19 protein-coding genes are annotated in these 15,612 nt (G+C 70.0%); 15 read left to right on the forward strand and 4 right to left on the reverse strand.

From position 1 onward, the window contains the following. Positions 1 to 19 precede the first annotated feature (19 nt). From VF647_09085 to VF647_09125, 9 genes are all read left to right on the forward strand, one after another. On the forward strand, positions 20 to 919 hold the full coding sequence (locus tag VF647_09085; protein ID HEX8452236.1) for a hypothetical protein: 900 nt from the start codon (positions 20 to 22) through the stop codon (positions 917 to 919). Next, positions 916 to 1,641: a hypothetical protein gene (locus tag VF647_09090; GenBank protein HEX8452237.1), complete on the forward strand. Its 726-nt coding sequence runs from the start codon at positions 916 to 918 to the stop codon at positions 1,639 to 1,641. The genes VF647_09085 and VF647_09090 overlap by 4 nt, the downstream gene beginning before the upstream one ends. Before the next feature lie 37 nt (positions 1,642 to 1,678). Beyond that, the gene (locus VF647_09095; GenBank protein HEX8452238.1) at positions 1,679 to 2,212 is read left to right on the forward strand and encodes a hypothetical protein; all 534 of its coding nucleotides are present in this window, start codon (positions 1,679 to 1,681) and stop codon (positions 2,210 to 2,212) included. A 32-nt stretch (positions 2,213 to 2,244) separates the two neighbouring features. After that, positions 2,245 to 2,865 (forward strand): hypothetical protein, encoded by a 621-nt coding sequence (locus VF647_09100; protein ID HEX8452239.1) that lies wholly within the window; start codon positions 2,245 to 2,247, stop codon positions 2,863 to 2,865. Between the two features lie 54 nt (positions 2,866 to 2,919). Next, positions 2,920 to 3,498: a hypothetical protein gene (locus VF647_09105; protein ID HEX8452240.1), complete on the forward strand. Its 579-nt coding sequence runs from the start codon at positions 2,920 to 2,922 to the stop codon at positions 3,496 to 3,498. A 162-nt stretch (positions 3,499 to 3,660) separates the two neighbouring features. Beyond that, positions 3,661 to 4,080, forward strand: coding sequence for a hypothetical protein (locus VF647_09110; GenBank protein HEX8452241.1), 420 nt, complete (start codon positions 3,661 to 3,663; stop codon positions 4,078 to 4,080). A 144-nt stretch (positions 4,081 to 4,224) separates the two neighbouring features. Next, on the forward strand, positions 4,225 to 4,674 hold the full coding sequence (locus VF647_09115; GenBank protein ID HEX8452242.1) for a hypothetical protein: 450 nt from the start codon (positions 4,225 to 4,227) through the stop codon (positions 4,672 to 4,674). Between the two features lie 37 nt (positions 4,675 to 4,711). Beyond that, positions 4,712 to 5,125: a VOC family protein gene (locus tag VF647_09120; protein HEX8452243.1), complete on the forward strand. Its 414-nt coding sequence runs from the start codon at positions 4,712 to 4,714 to the stop codon at positions 5,123 to 5,125. A gap of 20 nt (positions 5,126 to 5,145) precedes the next feature. Further along, a complete protein-coding gene (locus tag VF647_09125) occupies positions 5,146 to 5,565 on the forward strand; it encodes a type II TA system antitoxin MqsA family protein (protein HEX8452244.1) in 420 nt (139 codons plus the stop codon). Positions 5,566 to 5,591: 26 nt separating this feature from the next. On the opposite strand, the gene VF647_09130 is transcribed toward VF647_09125, so the two are convergent. Next, on the reverse strand, positions 5,592 to 8,252 hold the full coding sequence (locus VF647_09130; GenBank protein HEX8452245.1) for an ABC transporter permease: 2,661 nt from the start codon (positions 8,250 to 8,252) through the stop codon (positions 5,592 to 5,594). Positions 8,253 to 8,262: 10 nt separating this feature from the next. Next, positions 8,263 to 8,598 (reverse strand): PadR family transcriptional regulator, encoded by a 336-nt coding sequence (locus VF647_09135; protein HEX8452246.1) that lies wholly within the window; start codon positions 8,596 to 8,598, stop codon positions 8,263 to 8,265. A gap of 174 nt (positions 8,599 to 8,772) precedes the next feature. On the opposite strand from VF647_09135, the gene VF647_09140 reads away from it, so the two are divergent. Then, positions 8,773 to 9,195 carry a hypothetical protein gene (locus VF647_09140; GenBank protein HEX8452247.1) on the forward strand — a complete coding sequence of 141 codons (423 nt, stop codon included), beginning with the start codon at positions 8,773 to 8,775 and terminating at the stop codon, positions 9,193 to 9,195. 106 nt (positions 9,196 to 9,301) lie between these two features. After that, positions 9,302 to 9,712 carry a hypothetical protein gene (locus VF647_09145; GenBank protein HEX8452248.1) on the forward strand — a complete coding sequence of 137 codons (411 nt, stop codon included), beginning with the start codon at positions 9,302 to 9,304 and terminating at the stop codon, positions 9,710 to 9,712. A 219-nt stretch (positions 9,713 to 9,931) separates the two neighbouring features. Here VF647_09145 and VF647_09150 read toward each other — a convergent pair whose 3' ends face one another. Next, positions 9,932 to 10,363, reverse strand: a complete 432-nt coding sequence (locus VF647_09150; protein ID HEX8452249.1) for a response regulator — start codon at positions 10,361 to 10,363, stop codon at positions 9,932 to 9,934. A gap of 270 nt (positions 10,364 to 10,633) precedes the next feature. Between VF647_09150 and VF647_09155 the strand changes: the two genes are divergently transcribed. The 4 genes from VF647_09155 (at position 10,634) to VF647_09170 (ending at position 13,306) form a co-directional block, all read left to right on the forward strand. Then, positions 10,634 to 11,251 (forward strand): hypothetical protein, encoded by a 618-nt coding sequence (locus tag VF647_09155; protein HEX8452250.1) that lies wholly within the window; start codon positions 10,634 to 10,636, stop codon positions 11,249 to 11,251. Positions 11,252 to 11,351: 100 nt separating this feature from the next. Beyond that, positions 11,352 to 12,185, forward strand: a complete 834-nt coding sequence (locus VF647_09160) for a tryptophan 2,3-dioxygenase family protein (GenBank protein HEX8452251.1) — start codon at positions 11,352 to 11,354, stop codon at positions 12,183 to 12,185. Between the two features lie 60 nt (positions 12,186 to 12,245). Beyond that, a complete protein-coding gene (locus tag VF647_09165; GenBank protein ID HEX8452252.1) occupies positions 12,246 to 13,061 on the forward strand; it encodes an SRPBCC domain-containing protein in 816 nt (271 codons plus the stop codon). Continuing rightward, positions 13,058 to 13,306: a VF530 family protein gene (locus VF647_09170; GenBank protein HEX8452253.1), complete on the forward strand. Its 249-nt coding sequence runs from the start codon at positions 13,058 to 13,060 to the stop codon at positions 13,304 to 13,306. The genes VF647_09165 and VF647_09170 overlap by 4 nt, the downstream gene beginning before the upstream one ends. Positions 13,307 to 13,460: 154 nt before the next feature. Here VF647_09170 and VF647_09175 read toward each other — a convergent pair whose 3' ends face one another. Then, complete coding sequence (locus VF647_09175) at positions 13,461 to 15,548, reverse strand: S9 family peptidase (GenBank protein ID HEX8452254.1); 2,088 nt, start codon at positions 15,546 to 15,548, stop codon at positions 13,461 to 13,463. Between the last annotated feature and the right edge of the window lie 64 nt (positions 15,549 to 15,612).

Raw genomic sequence — 15,612 nt, forward strand, 5'->3', positions numbered from 1 at the left:
GAGCGCGTCGAGTCCGCCCATGCGCACCGTCGTCGCCGCGATCGTGGCCATGGTGTGGATGGCGCCCGCCGCGGCGCAGACCCCCGCGGCGTCGCAGAACCCGTCGCCGATGGTGGAGGAGACGCGCGCGCACGAACGCCTCGTCCAGCGGGAGATCGCGGGCACCAGGCGCTCGTTCACGGGTCCGGGCGGGAGGCCCGTGGAGCTCCTGGTGCCGGACGGCGCGCGGAGGCGCGAGGCCATCGACGTCGTCATCCACTTTCACGGCGCGGCGTGGCTTCCGCAGCAGGCCGCGGACGGACGCGCGGTGGTGGCGGTCGTGAACCTGGGCGCGGGGTCGGGGATCTACCACCGCACCTACGCCGAGCCGGCCGCCTTCGACTCGCTCCTCGCCGGCATCGCCGCGGAGGTGTCGGCGGTCGGCGGAAGGACGGTGCGGCTGCGGCGCGTGACGCTGTCGGGGTTCTCCGCCGGGCACGGGGCCGTGCGCGCCATCCTGCGCGAGCCCCGCCACTTCGCGCGGGTGGACGCGGTGCTCCTGCTCGATGGCATGCACACGTCGTACGTCCCCGAGGGCACGCCGCTGGCCGCGGGAGGCACGCTGGACACCACCAACCTCGCGGCGTTCGCGGCATTCGCGCGCGCGGCCATGCGCGGCGAGAAGCGGTTCCTCGTCACGCACTCCGAGATCTTTCCCGGCACCTACGCCAGCACCACCGAGACGGCCGACTGGCTGCTGCGCGAGCTGGGCCTGCGCCGCACGCGCCGCCTGCGCTGGGGCCCTCGCGGGATGCAGCAGCTCAGCGAGGCGCGCGCCGGCCGCTTCCAGGTCATCGGCTACGCGGGCAACGCGGCGCCGGACCACGTCGACCACTTCCACGCGATGCCGGAGCTCCTCGCGCGCGTGCTCGGGCGATGACCGGCGCCACGCCGCCCCGCATCCGCCGCCTCACGCTGCTCGTGTTCGTGGGCTACGCCGCGAGCGTTCTGCTCTGGCTGGCCGACCTTTCGGCGGGATTGTATCGGCCCCTGGTGACGTGGTGGGCGCTCTGCGGCTTCCTCGGCATCCTGATCACCGGCTTCCTGATCTTCCTGTGGGTGCTCCGGTCCCCGGGATCGTGGCGCCGGTGGGGGGCCGCGGCGTCCGCGCTGGTGCTGGGGGTACTGATCCTCGAGTTCGTTCCGCCGCCGCTGATCCGCCTGAACGACTCGCGCTTTCTGCGGAGGCGGGACGTCAACGAGTTCGCCACGCAGGTGCACGAGTACGGAAGGATCCGCAAGATGTGGGAGTGGTCGGAGGGTTACACCCATTCCCTCAACGGAACGGTCGTGAGAAGGACGCGCGCCGGGCTCGATTCCATCGGGACCAGGTGGGGGAGCAGTCGGGCACTGCTCGCGGACGTGCTCGCGCGCGACAGCATCGACCCCGCCGTCTACGAGGACTTCCGGCGCAAGCTGCGGCGCTTCCACCTGGAGACGATCTCCATAGAAGGGGATTACGTGCTCTTCGCCCGCACACGCGACTGGGGCCTGGTGCACGCCAGGAAAGGCGCACCGCCGCTCCGGAATGGGATGGAGGTTCCTGGAACGAATGCCGTGGTGGAACGCGCGGAGGGCCAGTGGTATTACTACTCCTGGTGATCGCGTACCGTCCAACTCCAGTGGACTGAGGCACGGAATGCAGCTTCTCGTACTCGTCGGCCTCACGCTGATCCTCTGCGCGATCGCATGGCGCTACCTTCGCCCGGCGCCGGGCCGCGTTGAGGGGTCCACGGCCGCGCCCTCCACCCTCGCCGAGTACCGCAATCACCTGAACGGAGCGACGGGAGCGGAGCCGGACGCGCAATGGACCGACTGCCCTTGCTGCGGATGTCCCACCATCGACGCCGCCTCGCCGGTTGCCGATTGCGCGGTGTGCGACTGGCTGCACGACCCATCCGCCACGCCCCAGGCGATCGAGCGCGCCCGGGAGAACTTCGCGCAGCACGGAACGGTGGACCCGCAGCAGTACACCGAGGAATGGTTCGGCCCTCCCCCCGGCGCGCGCGAGATCGCCGCGCGCCGCGCCGTCGTCGCGGCCTCGGATGCCGCTCGGGCCGGGACGATGGAGCTGCCCGACGCGTGGAGAACGATCCTCGAACATCTCCACATGATGCACGGGGAGGCCGGAAAGCGCATCGACGCACTCGAGCGCAGGTTCGCCGAGGAGTGAGAGCGGCCGAAACCCCATCCACGTACATCCCGATGCCCGCACGCTGGCTCCTCCCCCTCCTCGCCGCCTCCGCCTGCCTGGCGCCCGCCACGCCCGCGCCGGCTCTCGCGCAGTCGAAATGCCGCACCGCGGCCTCGCTTCCGGCGGCGGTGCGGCCGTTCGTCAGGCGGGGGACGTGCGCCATCGAGCTCGAGAGCAAGGATCTCGACCTCGATGGGCGCGGCGACTACCTCCTCGTGCTGGAGCGGCTCCAGGCGGGGCCGGACCCGGACTTCGGGCGCCGCCGCTCGCTCGTGGTGCTGACGGCCTCGCCCGCCGGGAGGCTCAGGGAGGCGGCGCGCAGCGAGAACGCGGTCATGTGCTCGCGGTGCGGCGGCGTGTGGGGCGACCCCTTCGAAGGCGTGACCGCGGAGCCGGGGCGGTTCACGGTGGAGCACTACGGCGGCTCGGCGTGGCGGTGGCGGGTGGACTTCACCTTTGCGTACTCGCGCCGCGACCGCGCCTGGCAGCTCGTGCGCGTGCACCAGCTCAACTACCACACCAGCGACCCGGAAGCGACGACGAAGCGGCGCGAGCTGCGTCCTCCGCGCGACTACGGCAAGATCGACCTGCGCTCCTTCGATCCCGACAGCCTGCTGAAGCGGGAGTGGTGAGGAGTGTTCCGATCGATCCGCACACGCCGACGACAACTTTCCGGGGGGAGACCCGTGCGCTCCATCTTCCGTGCCGCCTGCCTGGCGCTCGCACTGCCGATCGCTTCCTGCGGATACGAGGGCTCCAAGCCCGGGCCCTCCTCGAAACCCCAGCTGAACCTTCCGCGCGACCTCGTCGGCTGCTACGCGCTGTTCGACCGCCGGGGGCGACCCGCGTCGGACAGCCTTTACTTCGCGCCGTCGCACGTGCGGCTCGACTCCGCTGCGCTCGGGAAGGTGGAGCGGGGGAACCCCACCGGCCTCCGATGGGCGCTCACCAAACTCGACGCGAACCTCCGGCCGCTTCATGGCGAGCACGATGTGCCGCCGTCGCTCTACTGGTCGGCGGAGTCGAACCCGGTGAGGGTGCGGATGATGTTCCACACCGGGTTCAGCGGCTCCGAGCTGATCTTCGATGCTCCGCGTACGCGCGACACGCTCCGCGGCCGAGCGTTGGAGTATTGGGATTTTGGCCCGCCGTTCACGACGAAGGCAGGCCGCGTCACCGCTGTCCGCGTACCATGCTCCGATTCCACCTCCGACGAAGCATCGCCCCTGGCACTCGCCCGCGCTCGCGTGAGCCTCGGCCGCTGAGTCTTTCTTTGCGCCTTCGCGCCTTTGCGTGAGACCATCTCCTCCCCGCCGGATCACCTGATGCCTCTCTTCCGGTACTTGTGGTTTTTTTGCGCAGCCGTGATGCTGGCGAACGTCCTGCTGTGGCGGCGGCGTTTGCGCAGGCTCGTGGACGCCGGAACGATGACGAAGCGGGAGCTGGATGGCTTCCTCAAGGGCGCGGCGCTCCTGCTGGTCGGCGCGCCCGTTCTGCTGGGCGTTATCGGGCTGGTGGCGGGATGGTCCGACCCGTTCTGCGCCGGCGCGTTTTCCTTTGATGGCCCCGCACGTGCCGCCAACTCCCTGGTGACCCTCGGAACCTGGGCGGCCGGCCTCTGGTGGGTGTGGATGGGGAACGGCGCGGACGTGCTTGGGCGCGTCGCTCCGGCTCTGAGCAGCCGTCCGAGGTACGACCGGCGCTACTCGCCGCGCCTCGTGAAGCTGGCGACGACCGGCCTGGTACTGTTATGCGGCATCGGCTTCGCGATGGGGTATCGGGACGTGCCCAGGACTGCTGACGGATGCCTGCTGATTGAGCAGCCTCGCCCACCCAGCGGACCGTAGACGCACCCGCGCTTCCGGCCCAACGAGGGACGGCCGCGCCTCGTGCGAGTGGCGGCGATGCCTTATACTTCGCGGCGCTGGCTCCCCTAGCTTCACGCTCGCCGCGGCTCCGAGTAGTCCCTCCCCCACAGGTTGCTGGTGCTGATGAATCGCCTCTCGCCCGTGCGCCCGGTATCGGCGGTTTGCCTGGCCGTGCTCCTGGGTGCATGTCACCTGTCGCCACCGCGATCCACCCCCTCGCGCGCCGGAAAGCCACAGCCGGACGTGCTCGCCGCGTCCTCTCGTCCGCGCTCGGCGCGCGACGTACTTACCGAAGCGGAGATCAGGGCCGCGAACGCCAGCGACGCCTTCGACCTCGTCCAGCGGCTGCGTCCGGCCTGGCTGCGGCAAAAGGGCGATGCATCGCAGATGGATGCGGACGGGTCGCGCGAGATCCGGGTGTGGGTGAACGGGCGCGATGCAGGGGGGCTCGGCGCGCTGCGGGATTACGACTCCAACCAGATCGTATCCATGCGCTGGGTCGACTCCATCAGCGCGCGCGCCACGTATGGCCGGGGGTACGGCCGCGGCGTCATCACCATCGAGACGCGATGAAGCCGTTCCCCACCCCGCGCTCAGCGCCGGCACCGCGATGAACCTGAACCAGGTCACCCTTCCCGCGCTCGACGTGGCGACATCGGCGGCGTTCTACCGGTCGATGGGCTTCCGGCAGATCGTGGCGACGCCCGCCTACGCGCGCTTCGAGTGCAGCGACGGCGGGGCCACCTTTTCGGTTCACGCGGTGAAAGCCGTGCCCGCGGACACCGGCGTCGTCGTCTACTTCGAGCACGAGGAGCTGGACGCCCTGGTGAACGAGCTGAAGGCCAAAGGTATCGAGTTCACGCAGGACCCCACGGACCAGCGCTGGCTCTGGCGCGAGGCGCGGCTCCTCGACCCCGCCGGCAACGTGATCTGCCTCTACTGGGCCGGCGGAAACCGCCGCAACCCGCCCTGGCGCATCGGCGATCCCACCTTCCGGCCCGCCCGGCGGGGCGCGGCGCGGTAGGGTCTTCAGTGGAATCGCGAATGGAGTGCCCGGTGTGCGGGGGCGAAGCGCGTCTGGTGAGTGAGCCCAGGAGGGTGGCCGGCGCGCCGCTCGGCACGGTCGCACAGGATGATTTCTATCGTTGCGAGCAGTGCGGAGAGACGTTCTACACGCCGGGGATGATGGACGCGAGCCTCCGCGCGGAGGCAGACGCCCTCCGCAACGCGAACCAGTTCCTGTCTCCGGCGGAGGTGAAGGAGATCCGGGGGCGGCTCGGCCTTACGCAGCCCGAGTTCGAGCGCCTCCTCGGGGTCGGGAAGAACACGGTCGTCCGGTGGGAGCGCGGCACGGTTGCGCAGGGCGCCGCCGCGGATTCGCTCCTGCGCCTCGTCGCGCGCAGCGTGGATAATGCTCGCTATCTAGCGGAGCTGCACGGGGTTGAGCTGGCGGGTTCCTATTGAGCGCACCCGGTATGTGACTGCTCCGCCTAATCCGCACGGAGCGCCGCCGCGGGGGTGACGGCGAGGGCGCGGCGGGCGGGGAGCAGCATCGCCGCGCCGGCCACGAGGGCGAAGCATGCGATGGCCGCCGCCAGCGCGCGCAGCTCGATCACGGCGCCGACGGGGAGCGAAGTGGCGATCACCCTACCCATGAGCAGGCTCAGCGCGACGCCGGCCACACCGCCGATGGCGGTGAGGCGGATGCCCTGCCGCAGCACCAGACCCACGATGCTGGAGCGTCCGGCTCCGAGCGCCGCGCGGATGCCGATCTCGCGGCTGCGCTGCGCCGTCACGAACGCCACCAGCCCCGACAGCCCGGCGACGGCAAGCACCATCTGCAGCAGCGCGAGGACGCCGGACGCGCGCGCCGCGATGCGCTGCGGCAGGAAGGCGCGGTCCATGTAGCTGCTCATGGTGGTGACCTCCGGGGCCACCATCTGCGCGTTGTAGCGGCGCAGCTCGCGCGCAACGGGGGCGGCCAGCGCGCTCGCCGACCCGCCCGCGCGAAGGTGCAGCACCAGCGAGCCGCCGCCCGCCTGGAGCGGCAGGTAGAGCAGCCCCTCGCCCGGCGACTCCTTCCCCATCTCACCCACGAGCCCCACGACCTCCACGTCGGCGCCGGCGGCATCGACTTGCAGCCGCTTGCCGATGGGGTCGCTTCCGGGCCAGAGCCGCTCCGCCAGTGCCGTGCTGACGATGGCCACGCGCGCGCTTCCGCCCATCTCCCCCTCGCTGAAGTCGCGGCCGCGCACCAGCGGCAGCCCCACTACTTCGAAGAAGCGCGGGCGCACCAGGTTCATGTCCACGGAGCGGCTGCCGCCCGCCTCACGCGTGTCGCGCGGTACGACGCTGGTGGTGGAACGCGAGCCTGAAAGCGGTACCATCATGGCCGCGCTCGCCGCCTCGATGCCGGGAATCCCGTCGAGTTGGGCGATGACGTCGCGGACGAGCGCCGACGCGCGTACCGAGTCGCCCGCCGCCTGCAGCAGCGTGGCGGGCGCCACCAGGACGCCGGAAGCGTCGACGCGCCGGTCCTCCGCCAGACGCCTGAACGCGGAGGCGATCAGCACCGATCCGGCCGTGAACATCAGCGACAGGGCGACCTGCGTCACGACGAGCCCGCCCCGCACCCGCCCTGTCTGGATGCCGAGGCTCCCCGCGTAGCCGCCGTCCTTGAGGTACGACAGCACGTCCGTGCGCGCGCTCTGGATGGCCGGGACGAGCCCGAACACCAGCAGCGCGACCAGCGTCCCTCCCGCGGTGAAGAGCAGCGCGCGGCCGTCAAGCGAGAGGTCCACGTTGGGGAACCCGTCCGGCCGGTAGCGCCCGACGGCCACCGAGGTCGCGTAGGCGAGCGCGATGCCGAGCAGCGCGCCCGGGACCGCCACCACCGCGCCCTCGGTGAGAAGCTGGCGGATCAGCCGACCCCTTCCCGCGCCGAGCGCCAGCCGCGTCGCGATCTCCCGCCGGCGGGCGAGGGCGCGCGCCATGTACAGGCTCGCAAGGTTGGCGCTTGCAACTAATAGGAAACCGAGCCCCAGTGCGGTCACGCCGCCCACCATCATCAGGAGCTGGCCTGGCGCGATCCCGGCTACGCGTGATTCGCGCTCCAGCATCACGGTCACGCGGCGGCCGTGCCCCGCCTCCTCGCGCCAGCTCGCAGGGTCATCCTGGTACAGCCGCGCCGCGACGGTGGCGAGCCTCGCCCGCAGCTCCGCCATCGACGCGCCCTCGCGCAGCCGCCCGACGATCTGGAAGCGCCGGTTGCCGCGCTGGTCCAGCACGGGCTCGCCGGGAAGGAGCATCGGTGCAAAGGCAGCGTCGACCCAGAACTCGTTCGCGAACTCGCGCGTGATCCCCAGGAATTCGCGCGGGGCCACGGCGGCGACGCGGTAGAAGTGGCCGTTGACGCTCACCGTCTTGCCGACCACCGAAGGATCCGCACCGAAGGCGCGCTGCCACACGGTGTAGCCGAGCACGATCGCCGGCTCGTCGGCGCGCGCGCCCGCGGGGAAGCGCCCCAGCGCCGGCTTCACGCGCAACGCGGCGAAGTACCCGGAGCTCACCAGCGCGCCTCGCCGCATCGCCGTGTCGTCGCCGCTGCCGACCGCGGCTGCCACGCCCGACTCGCCCGCGAGCTCCGCGATGCCGCTCGTGCCCGCCGCGAAGTTGAGCAGGTCCGCGTGCGAGCTGCCACCGAGCAGCTCGCCGCCGTAGTCGCTCGTGTACACCGCCACCAGGTCCCGGCCGCCCGGCACGGGGAGCGGCCGGTAGAAGAAGCCATCCACCGCCGAGAAGAGCGACGTCCCCACTCCGATGGCAATCCCCAGCGTCACCACGCAGACCGCCACGAATCCGGGCGTCCGCGCCAGCGAGCGCGCGGCGTAGCGCACGTCGATCAGCGCGTCCTCCACTAAGCGTGTGCCGCGCGCGTCGCGGTGATCCTCGCTGATCCGGTCCACGCCTCCGAAGACGAGCCGCGCCGCCCGCCGCGCCTCGTCGGGCGACATTCCGGCGCGGATGTTCTTCTCCGTCTCCATCTCGAGGTGGAACTGGATCTCTTCGCTGAGGCGCGCCTCCACCTCACCGCGGCGGAAGAGGGCACGGTACCGGCCGCGCAGCAGGGCGAGCAGGGCCTTGGAATGCATGGGGCGCCTCTCAGGTGGTTCGGAGGATCAGCTCGACGGCGCGGGCGTAGCTGCGCCACCCCGCCATCTCCACTTCGAGCTGCTCGTGGCCGAGCGGGGTCAGGCTGTAGTACCGGGCGCGGCGGTTGTTCTCCGTCACCCCCCACTCGCTCGAGATCAGCCCCCGGTCTTCCAGCCGCAGCAGCGCGGGGTACACGGATCCCTGCCCCACGTCGAGGGCGTTGCGCGACATCTCCTGGATGCGCTGCGCGATCCCCCAGCCGTGCATCGGCTGCAGCGCCAGCGTCTTTAGCACCAGGAGATCGAGCGTCCCCTGCAGGATGTCAGCCGAGCTGTTTCGCGGCATCTGGACGGTTTGCGGAGTGTCTTTCCTTCCGAGTGTCGTAAGGAAGTGATACTTCCACTCCTTCCGAATGTCAATAGGAGTAGCCCGACATGCGCACCGTCGCCCCGCGTATTGTGCTTCCGGCTTCGGAGCACCGAAGCTACCTTCCGGGTTGGACCCATGCAGAGGAACTCGATGGCCCAGGCACTCGTCATCAGCGGAGGATCGATCTTCCTGCTGCTGGGCGTGCTGCACGGCATCCTGACGCTCAGAGATCTTAGAAACCCGCGCACGTTCACGCCGCGAGATCCCGAGCTTCGGCGAGCGATGCAGCGGTCGAGCATCGCGATCCATCCCGCGACCAACCTTTGGAAAGCGTGGATGGGGTTCAACTTCAGCCACAGTCTCGGTCTGATGCTGTTCGGCGGCGCCTTCCTGTACGTCGGCGTCTTCGTGCCTGCGGCGTTCGCGGAGTCGCCGCTGCTGCAGGGGTGCGCGGTAGGTGTTTCGGCGATCTACCTGGTGCTGTCGCTCCTGTTCTGGTTCTCCAAGCCGGCTGTTGGTTCGGGGCTCGCCCTGGCCTGCTTCATCCTCGCGGCGATCCAGGCGTACGCCTGACGAGGCGTTCGAGACTACCATCACGAATCTCTGCTCGCCGTGCCGACTATAGTGTCGGAAGCGAGTGTCCGGCATAATGAGTTTCCATCAGCACAGGGCGCCATTCATGAACGAGGTACACAGCCGGAGCGCAGGCAGGATGTCCATCGTGGCCGGAGCACTAGCGCTCCCGCTCCTCATGGTGCTGGCGGCGTGCGACCCCGAGCCGGTATCTCAGCCGGCCTCCCTCCTCTCTGCACCGCTGCCCATCGAGCACGACACGTCGGCCTTCGTGCTGATGGACAGCGACCCGCAGCCGACCAGCACCCCCGCGCCCGATCCAGACGCGAGCGTCGCCTCCGAACCGGAACCGGAGCCGGAGGAAGAAGAAGTCGAGGACAGCAGCCCCTACGCTTATCCCGCATGGAACGGCCACGACCTGGACTGCGCCGACGTAGGGCACAGGGTGAAGGTGACCGGCGACGATCCGCACCGGCTGGATCGGGACGGCGACGGCTGGGGATGCGAGTCGTACTAAGTTCTGTGCAATCTCGAAGGGTCAAGAATGTCACGCGAAGGCGCGAAGACGCGAAGGAAAGACACGGAAATCCTTTCTTTGCGCCTTTGCGGCTTTGCGTGAGACCATTTCCCCCGATGCACGCGAAAAAGGAGGCACGGAGAATCTCTCCGTGCCTCCACCCAAATGCGGATCGAGCGCTTTTCTCAGCGCCTCCGCGTCTCCGCGTGAGCCCCGCCGTTACGCCGACTCCGCCACGGGCATCCCCGCCATCGAAATGTCCACCACCGGCGGCCCGATGCAGCGGCGCACCGCGGCCAGGAAGTCGGACGGGTAGCACGGCTTGGGGATGTAGCCGTCGGTCACCTCGCGCAGGAGCCGCATCTGTGCGGGGGTTACGGCGCTGGCGGTGAAGGCGAGCACGGGGATGGGCGCCGTGCGCGGGTCCATCTTGAGGACGCGCGCCGCATCCCACCCGCCCAGCCGCGGCATCTTGCCGTCCATCACCACCATGTCCGGCAGTGCCTCACGCGCCATCGCCACCCCTTCCTCGCCGTCGCAGGCGCGCAGGACGTGGTAGCCGGCATAGTCCAGCGCGAGCGAGCAGATCTCGCGCACGTCGGGGTTGTCGTCGACGATGAGCACCGTTTTGCGGGCGGCGTAGGAGGACATGCGAGGAAACCGATGGGGGAGGTGTTGGTGCGGAGTGTACTACTCTAAACGTGCGACTCACCTTAGACAAGTGTTTTGTTCGCGGCACCCCCGGCACGTCCCGTGCGCTTGGATTCGGGTTTCGCACACAGTGGCCGGAGGGGTGATGAGGCCCGCAACGACGCCTCACACAGAGACACAGAGGGGTACGAAAAGGAGGAAAGAAAGGATCTCTGTGCCTTGCTGTTCTCGCGACCTCTGCGTACCACCCGCCCTGGAACGAGGAGAGCCTTGCCGCCAGCCGACCCCCTGCCCCACTCACGTTTTCGCGCCGCACTCCGCGTGGCGGCGGGCATACTCGGCTTCTGCGTGCTCGCTGCATTCGGCGCGACCGTGCTCGCCGCGACCCGGGAGCCGAACCGAACCGGCATGGTGGTCGCGTTGGCCGCGATCTTCGCCGCATACGCGTCGCTTCACTGGGGTCTGGTGGCGGTGATGAATCGCCCCGCCACAGATCCGCAGGCGCGGCTGCGCAGGCACCTGCGCGCGTGCCGCGTTACGCTCGGGATCGCGGCTTTCGTGGAGATCTTCCTGCTCTCCGGACTCCCCGTGCCCCGCAGCTTCAGCGACCTGGGCGCACACCTGCCTCACCTCGCCTTGCTTGCCGCGACCGTGGGCGCCGCGGTCCTGCTGCGGCGCTCGCCGCGTGCCGCACATGCCCTCCTCCTGGCTGCATCCGCGTGGTGCTTTTTCGTCGTGGCGCGGCTCGTGTGGGCGCTTGGCCACAGCGAGGTGATCGGTCCCGCGTATGCCGTCGTCTCCCTGTTGATCTTCTCCATGGTTGCGGGGATCTGGTTCGCGCTCTGGGCGTTCCGGCGCGTGCGGCCGCTCCTCGACACCGCCCGCTAGCCGCGGCCACGGTTGCGGGAGTGCGGCGCGGAGCGGACTTTGATGGTGTTCGGCTGCTCCGCCCGGCGCACGCCACGGCCCCTCGCAGGGAGACGCAACGATGTCGTTCGGAAGGGAAGACCACGAGCAGGAGCTGAGCTACGGCTCGTACCTCCGCGTGCAGGAGATGCTGGGGATGCAGCAGCTGCGCTCCGACCCCGCGCAGCACGACGAGCTCCTCTTCATCGTCATCCACCAGGTGTACGAGCTCTGGTTCAAGCAGATCCTGCACGAGATCGACGGCGTGGTGGCGCGGCTGCAGCGCGACGACGTGCTAGGCGCCACGCGGCTCCTGCGGCGCTGCATCGAGATCCAGCGCGTGCTCGTCAGCCAGATCACGGTGCTGGAGACGATGAGCCCCACCGACTTCCTGACGTTCCGCGACCACATCATGCCGGCGAGCGGCTTCCAGTCCGCCCAGTTCCGGGAGATCGAGTTCGTGTCGGGGAGCAAGGACCCGGGGATGCTCGTGCACGCGCGCCCCACGGACGAGGAGCGCGAGCGGCTCCAGGCGCGGCTGGACAACCCGAGCGTGCGCGACGCCTTCTACGAGGTGTGCCGCCGGCGCGGGTTCGACATCCCGGAGCCGGGGGACGACGCTCCGGAGCAGGCGCGGCAGGAGGCGCGCGACCGGCGCGTCACGCAGCTCTCCACCATCTACTGCGACCAGCAGAGCCACTTCGACCTCTTCCTGCTCTGCGAGGCGCTGGTGGAGTACGACGAGATGTTCACGCTCTGGCGACTCCGCCACGTGCAGATGGTGGAGCGCGTGATCGGTTGGAAGCCCGGCACCGGCGGCAGCTCCGGCGCGGCGTATCTGCGCACGACGGTCGAGCGGCGCTTCTTTCCAGACCTGTGGGACCTGCGCACGCATCTTGGAATGCCCGTGGTCTGAACAGCAGGGTCTCACGCGGAGGCGCGGAGACGCGAAGAGAGAAAAACCGTGAGGAGGAGTGTGGCGTACCTGACGCTGGACCACGTGCAGATCGCGATGCCGGCGGGGGAGGAGGACACGGCGCGCGCCTTCTACGGCGGCGTGCTGGGGCTGGAGGAGGTGCCCAAGCCCGAGCCGATGATGGCGAACGGCGGCGCGTGGTTCCGATCCGGCGGCGTGGAGCTGCACCTGGGGGTGGAGGCGGATTTCGAGCCGGCGCGGAAGGCGCATCCCGCGCTGCGCGTGGACGACGTGGACGCGGTGGCGGCGCGATGCGATGCGGCGGGCCATCCGGCGCGGTGGGACGAGCGGTATCCCGGGATGCGGCGCTTCTACGTGCACGACCCGTTCGACAATCGCGTCGAGGTCATGCAGCTCGTCGATCCGCGCGGCGTGCACGCGCCTCCGCAAACCGAGCACACCTTTCGGCTCGAAACCGAGCGCGCCTTCGATGCGCCACCCGCCGCGCTCTACCGCGCGTTCACCGATCGCTTCGACGCCTGGTTCGCCGCGCCGGGGACGGCGAGGATGCGGGCGGAGGAGGGCGAGCCGTTCGTCTTCGAGGTGCACGCCGGCGGCAAGGTCTACCCGCACTACGGCCGCTTCCTGCGCCTGGAGCGCGACCGGCTCGTGGAGCTGACCTGGGTCACCGGCACGGGGGGAACGCGCGGCGTCGAGACGGTGCTGACGATCGGTCTCGCGCCCGAGGGCGCCGGAGCCCGGCTGCGCCTGACCCACGCCGGCTTTCCCGACGAGCCCTCACGCGACGCCCACGCGCAGGCCTGGCCCATGGTGCTGGACCAGCTCGCCGCCCGTCTGGCCGAGACAACGCCATGACCGACCCGCAGCCGCAGGCCAAGAACCCGCTCCACGGCGTCACGCTGGAGCGCATGCTGAACGAACTGGTGGAGCACTTCGGATGGGCGGCGATGGGGGAGCGCATCCGCATCCGCTGCTTCACCGACGATCCCAGCGTGGGCTCCAGCCTAAAGTTCCTGCGCAAGACGCCGTGGGCGCGCGAAAAGGTGGAATCGATGTACCTCTTCATGCTGCGCGACAAGGCACGCCGGGCGCGCGGCTGATTCAACAACAACAAGCCTCACACCGAGACACAGAGCCACAGAGAGAACCGCCAAAGGTTTTCTCTGTGGCTTTCTGTTCCCTCTGTGCCCTCTGTGTGAGGCTGTTCTTCTGTTGTTCTCTCTGCGTCTCCGCGCCTCCGCGTGAGACCCGCTGTTATCGCGTGCCCGCCGTGCGCGGCATCGCCTGCCCGCGCTTGCCGGCCCACCGCTCGTACCAGCTCATCATGTACAGCTGCGTGCGCATCCAATTGGACGGCCGCGAGCTGGTGCCGTGGAACTCGCCCTCGAAGCGCAGCAGCGCCGTCGGCACGCCGCGGGTCTTGAGCGCGGCGTAGTACTCCTCGCTCTGCGACATGGGCGTGCGCAGGTCCAGCTCGCCCGTCATCAGCAGCACCGGCGTCTTCACGTTGCCCACGTACATCAGCGGCGACTGCTTGAGCCACGGCTGCGGGTCTTCCCAGAACGGCTTGTCGAAGAAGTTGGCCGTGAAGAGCGGCACGTCGGTGGCGCCCGCGAAGCTCATCCAGTTGATGACGGGGCAGCGCACGGCCGCCGCGGAGAAGCGGTCGGTGTGCCCCACCGTCCAGCTGGAGAGCACCCCGCCGCCGCTGCACCCGCCCACGAACATCCGCTCCGCGTCCACGTAGCCGCGGGCCAGGACGGTGTCCACGCCCACCATCAGGTCCTCGTAGTCCACGCTGGGATACGCGCGCTCGATGGCGTTGCCGAAGGAGCTGCCGTAGCCCGTGCTCCCCCGCGGATTCGTGTACAGAACCACGTAGCCGTTCGCCGCGAAGTTCTGATACATGGGGCTGAAGCCGACGTCGTACATGGCGTGCGGCCCGCCGTGGATCTCCATGATCAGCGGATACTTCTTCGTCGGGGTGAAGTCGGGCGGCTTCACGATCCACCCCTGCACGCGCGCGCCGCCGGTGGAGGTGTACCACACTTCCTCCACCGCGCCGAGGCGCATGCCGGCCAGCAGGTCCTCGTTGACGCGGGTGAGCTGCACCGGCTCGCCGCCGCGCCGCAGGTCCACGCGCACCACGTCCGGCGGGGATTGGGGAGCGGTGCGCACCGCCGCGCCGATGCCGCCGCGCGAGATGGAGGCGAGCCCCAGCACGTGCGTGCCGCGCGTGAGCTGGCGCGCCGCACCGCCGCGCGCGGAGGCGAAGTGGACGTTGCGCGTGCCGCGGTCGGCGGTGGTGAAGTAGACCCCGCTCCCGTCCGGAGCCCAGGTGATCCCGTTCGGGTCGCGGTCCAACCCGTCGGCCAGGCGCCGCATCCCGCTGCCGTCCGCGTTCATCACGTACAGGTCCTGGGCGCGGTAGCTCTGGCGGTTGTACGCGTGGCCGGAGAAGGCGATCGTCCGTCCGTCCGGCGACACCACCGGCTGCGTCCAGGTGCCGCGCTCCGGGGTCAGACGGCGGATGGTGCCGCCGGCCACGTCCACGGCGTACAGGTTGGCGTCGCGGTAGCTCAGGTCCGCGTCGGGCTCGTTGAGGCCTTCCACGATGACGGTGCGCCCGTCCGGCATCCACGACCAGCTCACCTCGCCGGGGATCTGGTCGAAACGGAAGCCCACGCTCCAGTCGCCCGAGGTGACGGCGCGCGGCGTGCCGCCCTCCGCCGGGACGACGAAGAGGTGCACGAAGCCCGGCTCGGTGAGGCCGCGCCGGTCCGCGCGGTAGTGCAGGCGCTCCACCACCCGCGGCGCGCGCGTCCAGGTGGCGCCGGTGGGGGCGGAGGGCATGCCGATCTTCCAGTCGCCGGGCTTGGCCACGAACTGCGTGAAGCCCAGCGTGCGCCCGTCCGGCGACCAGCGCACGTTCCCCGGCGCCTCGGTACCGCGCGTCACCTGCGTGCCGGCGCCCTCCACGTCCAGGTAGCGCACCCACAGCTGCGGCCCCTTCGGCTCCCCTTCCGCCACGTAGGCGATGCGGGTGCCGTCCGGCGACCAGACGGGGCTGGAGCCCTTGGTGAGGAAGCGGTTGCGCGACCCGTCCGCCTCCACGATCCAGAGGGCGCTCTCCCAGCGGTCGGCCATGCGGTCCACCCAGCGGCGGGTGTACACGATGCGCCTGCCGTCCGGCGAGATCTGCGGGTCGCTGACGGTCTCGTAGTCCAGGTACTTCTCGACGGAGAAGGTGCCGGGCACGGTGCGCGGGGCCTGCGCGGCGGCGGGGGCGGCCAGCGCGGCGGTCCAGAGCACCAGCGCCGCGGCCATACGGGGGCGAAGCATGCGACCTCCTGGGTGGTTTGCGATGGGGGATCGCTGCACCCTACCGCTCCGGCCGTGCCGCTGC

This window comes from Longimicrobium sp., from assembly GCA_036387335.1.
In the GTDB taxonomy this organism is placed as follows: domain Bacteria; phylum Gemmatimonadota; class Gemmatimonadetes; order Longimicrobiales; family Longimicrobiaceae; genus Longimicrobium.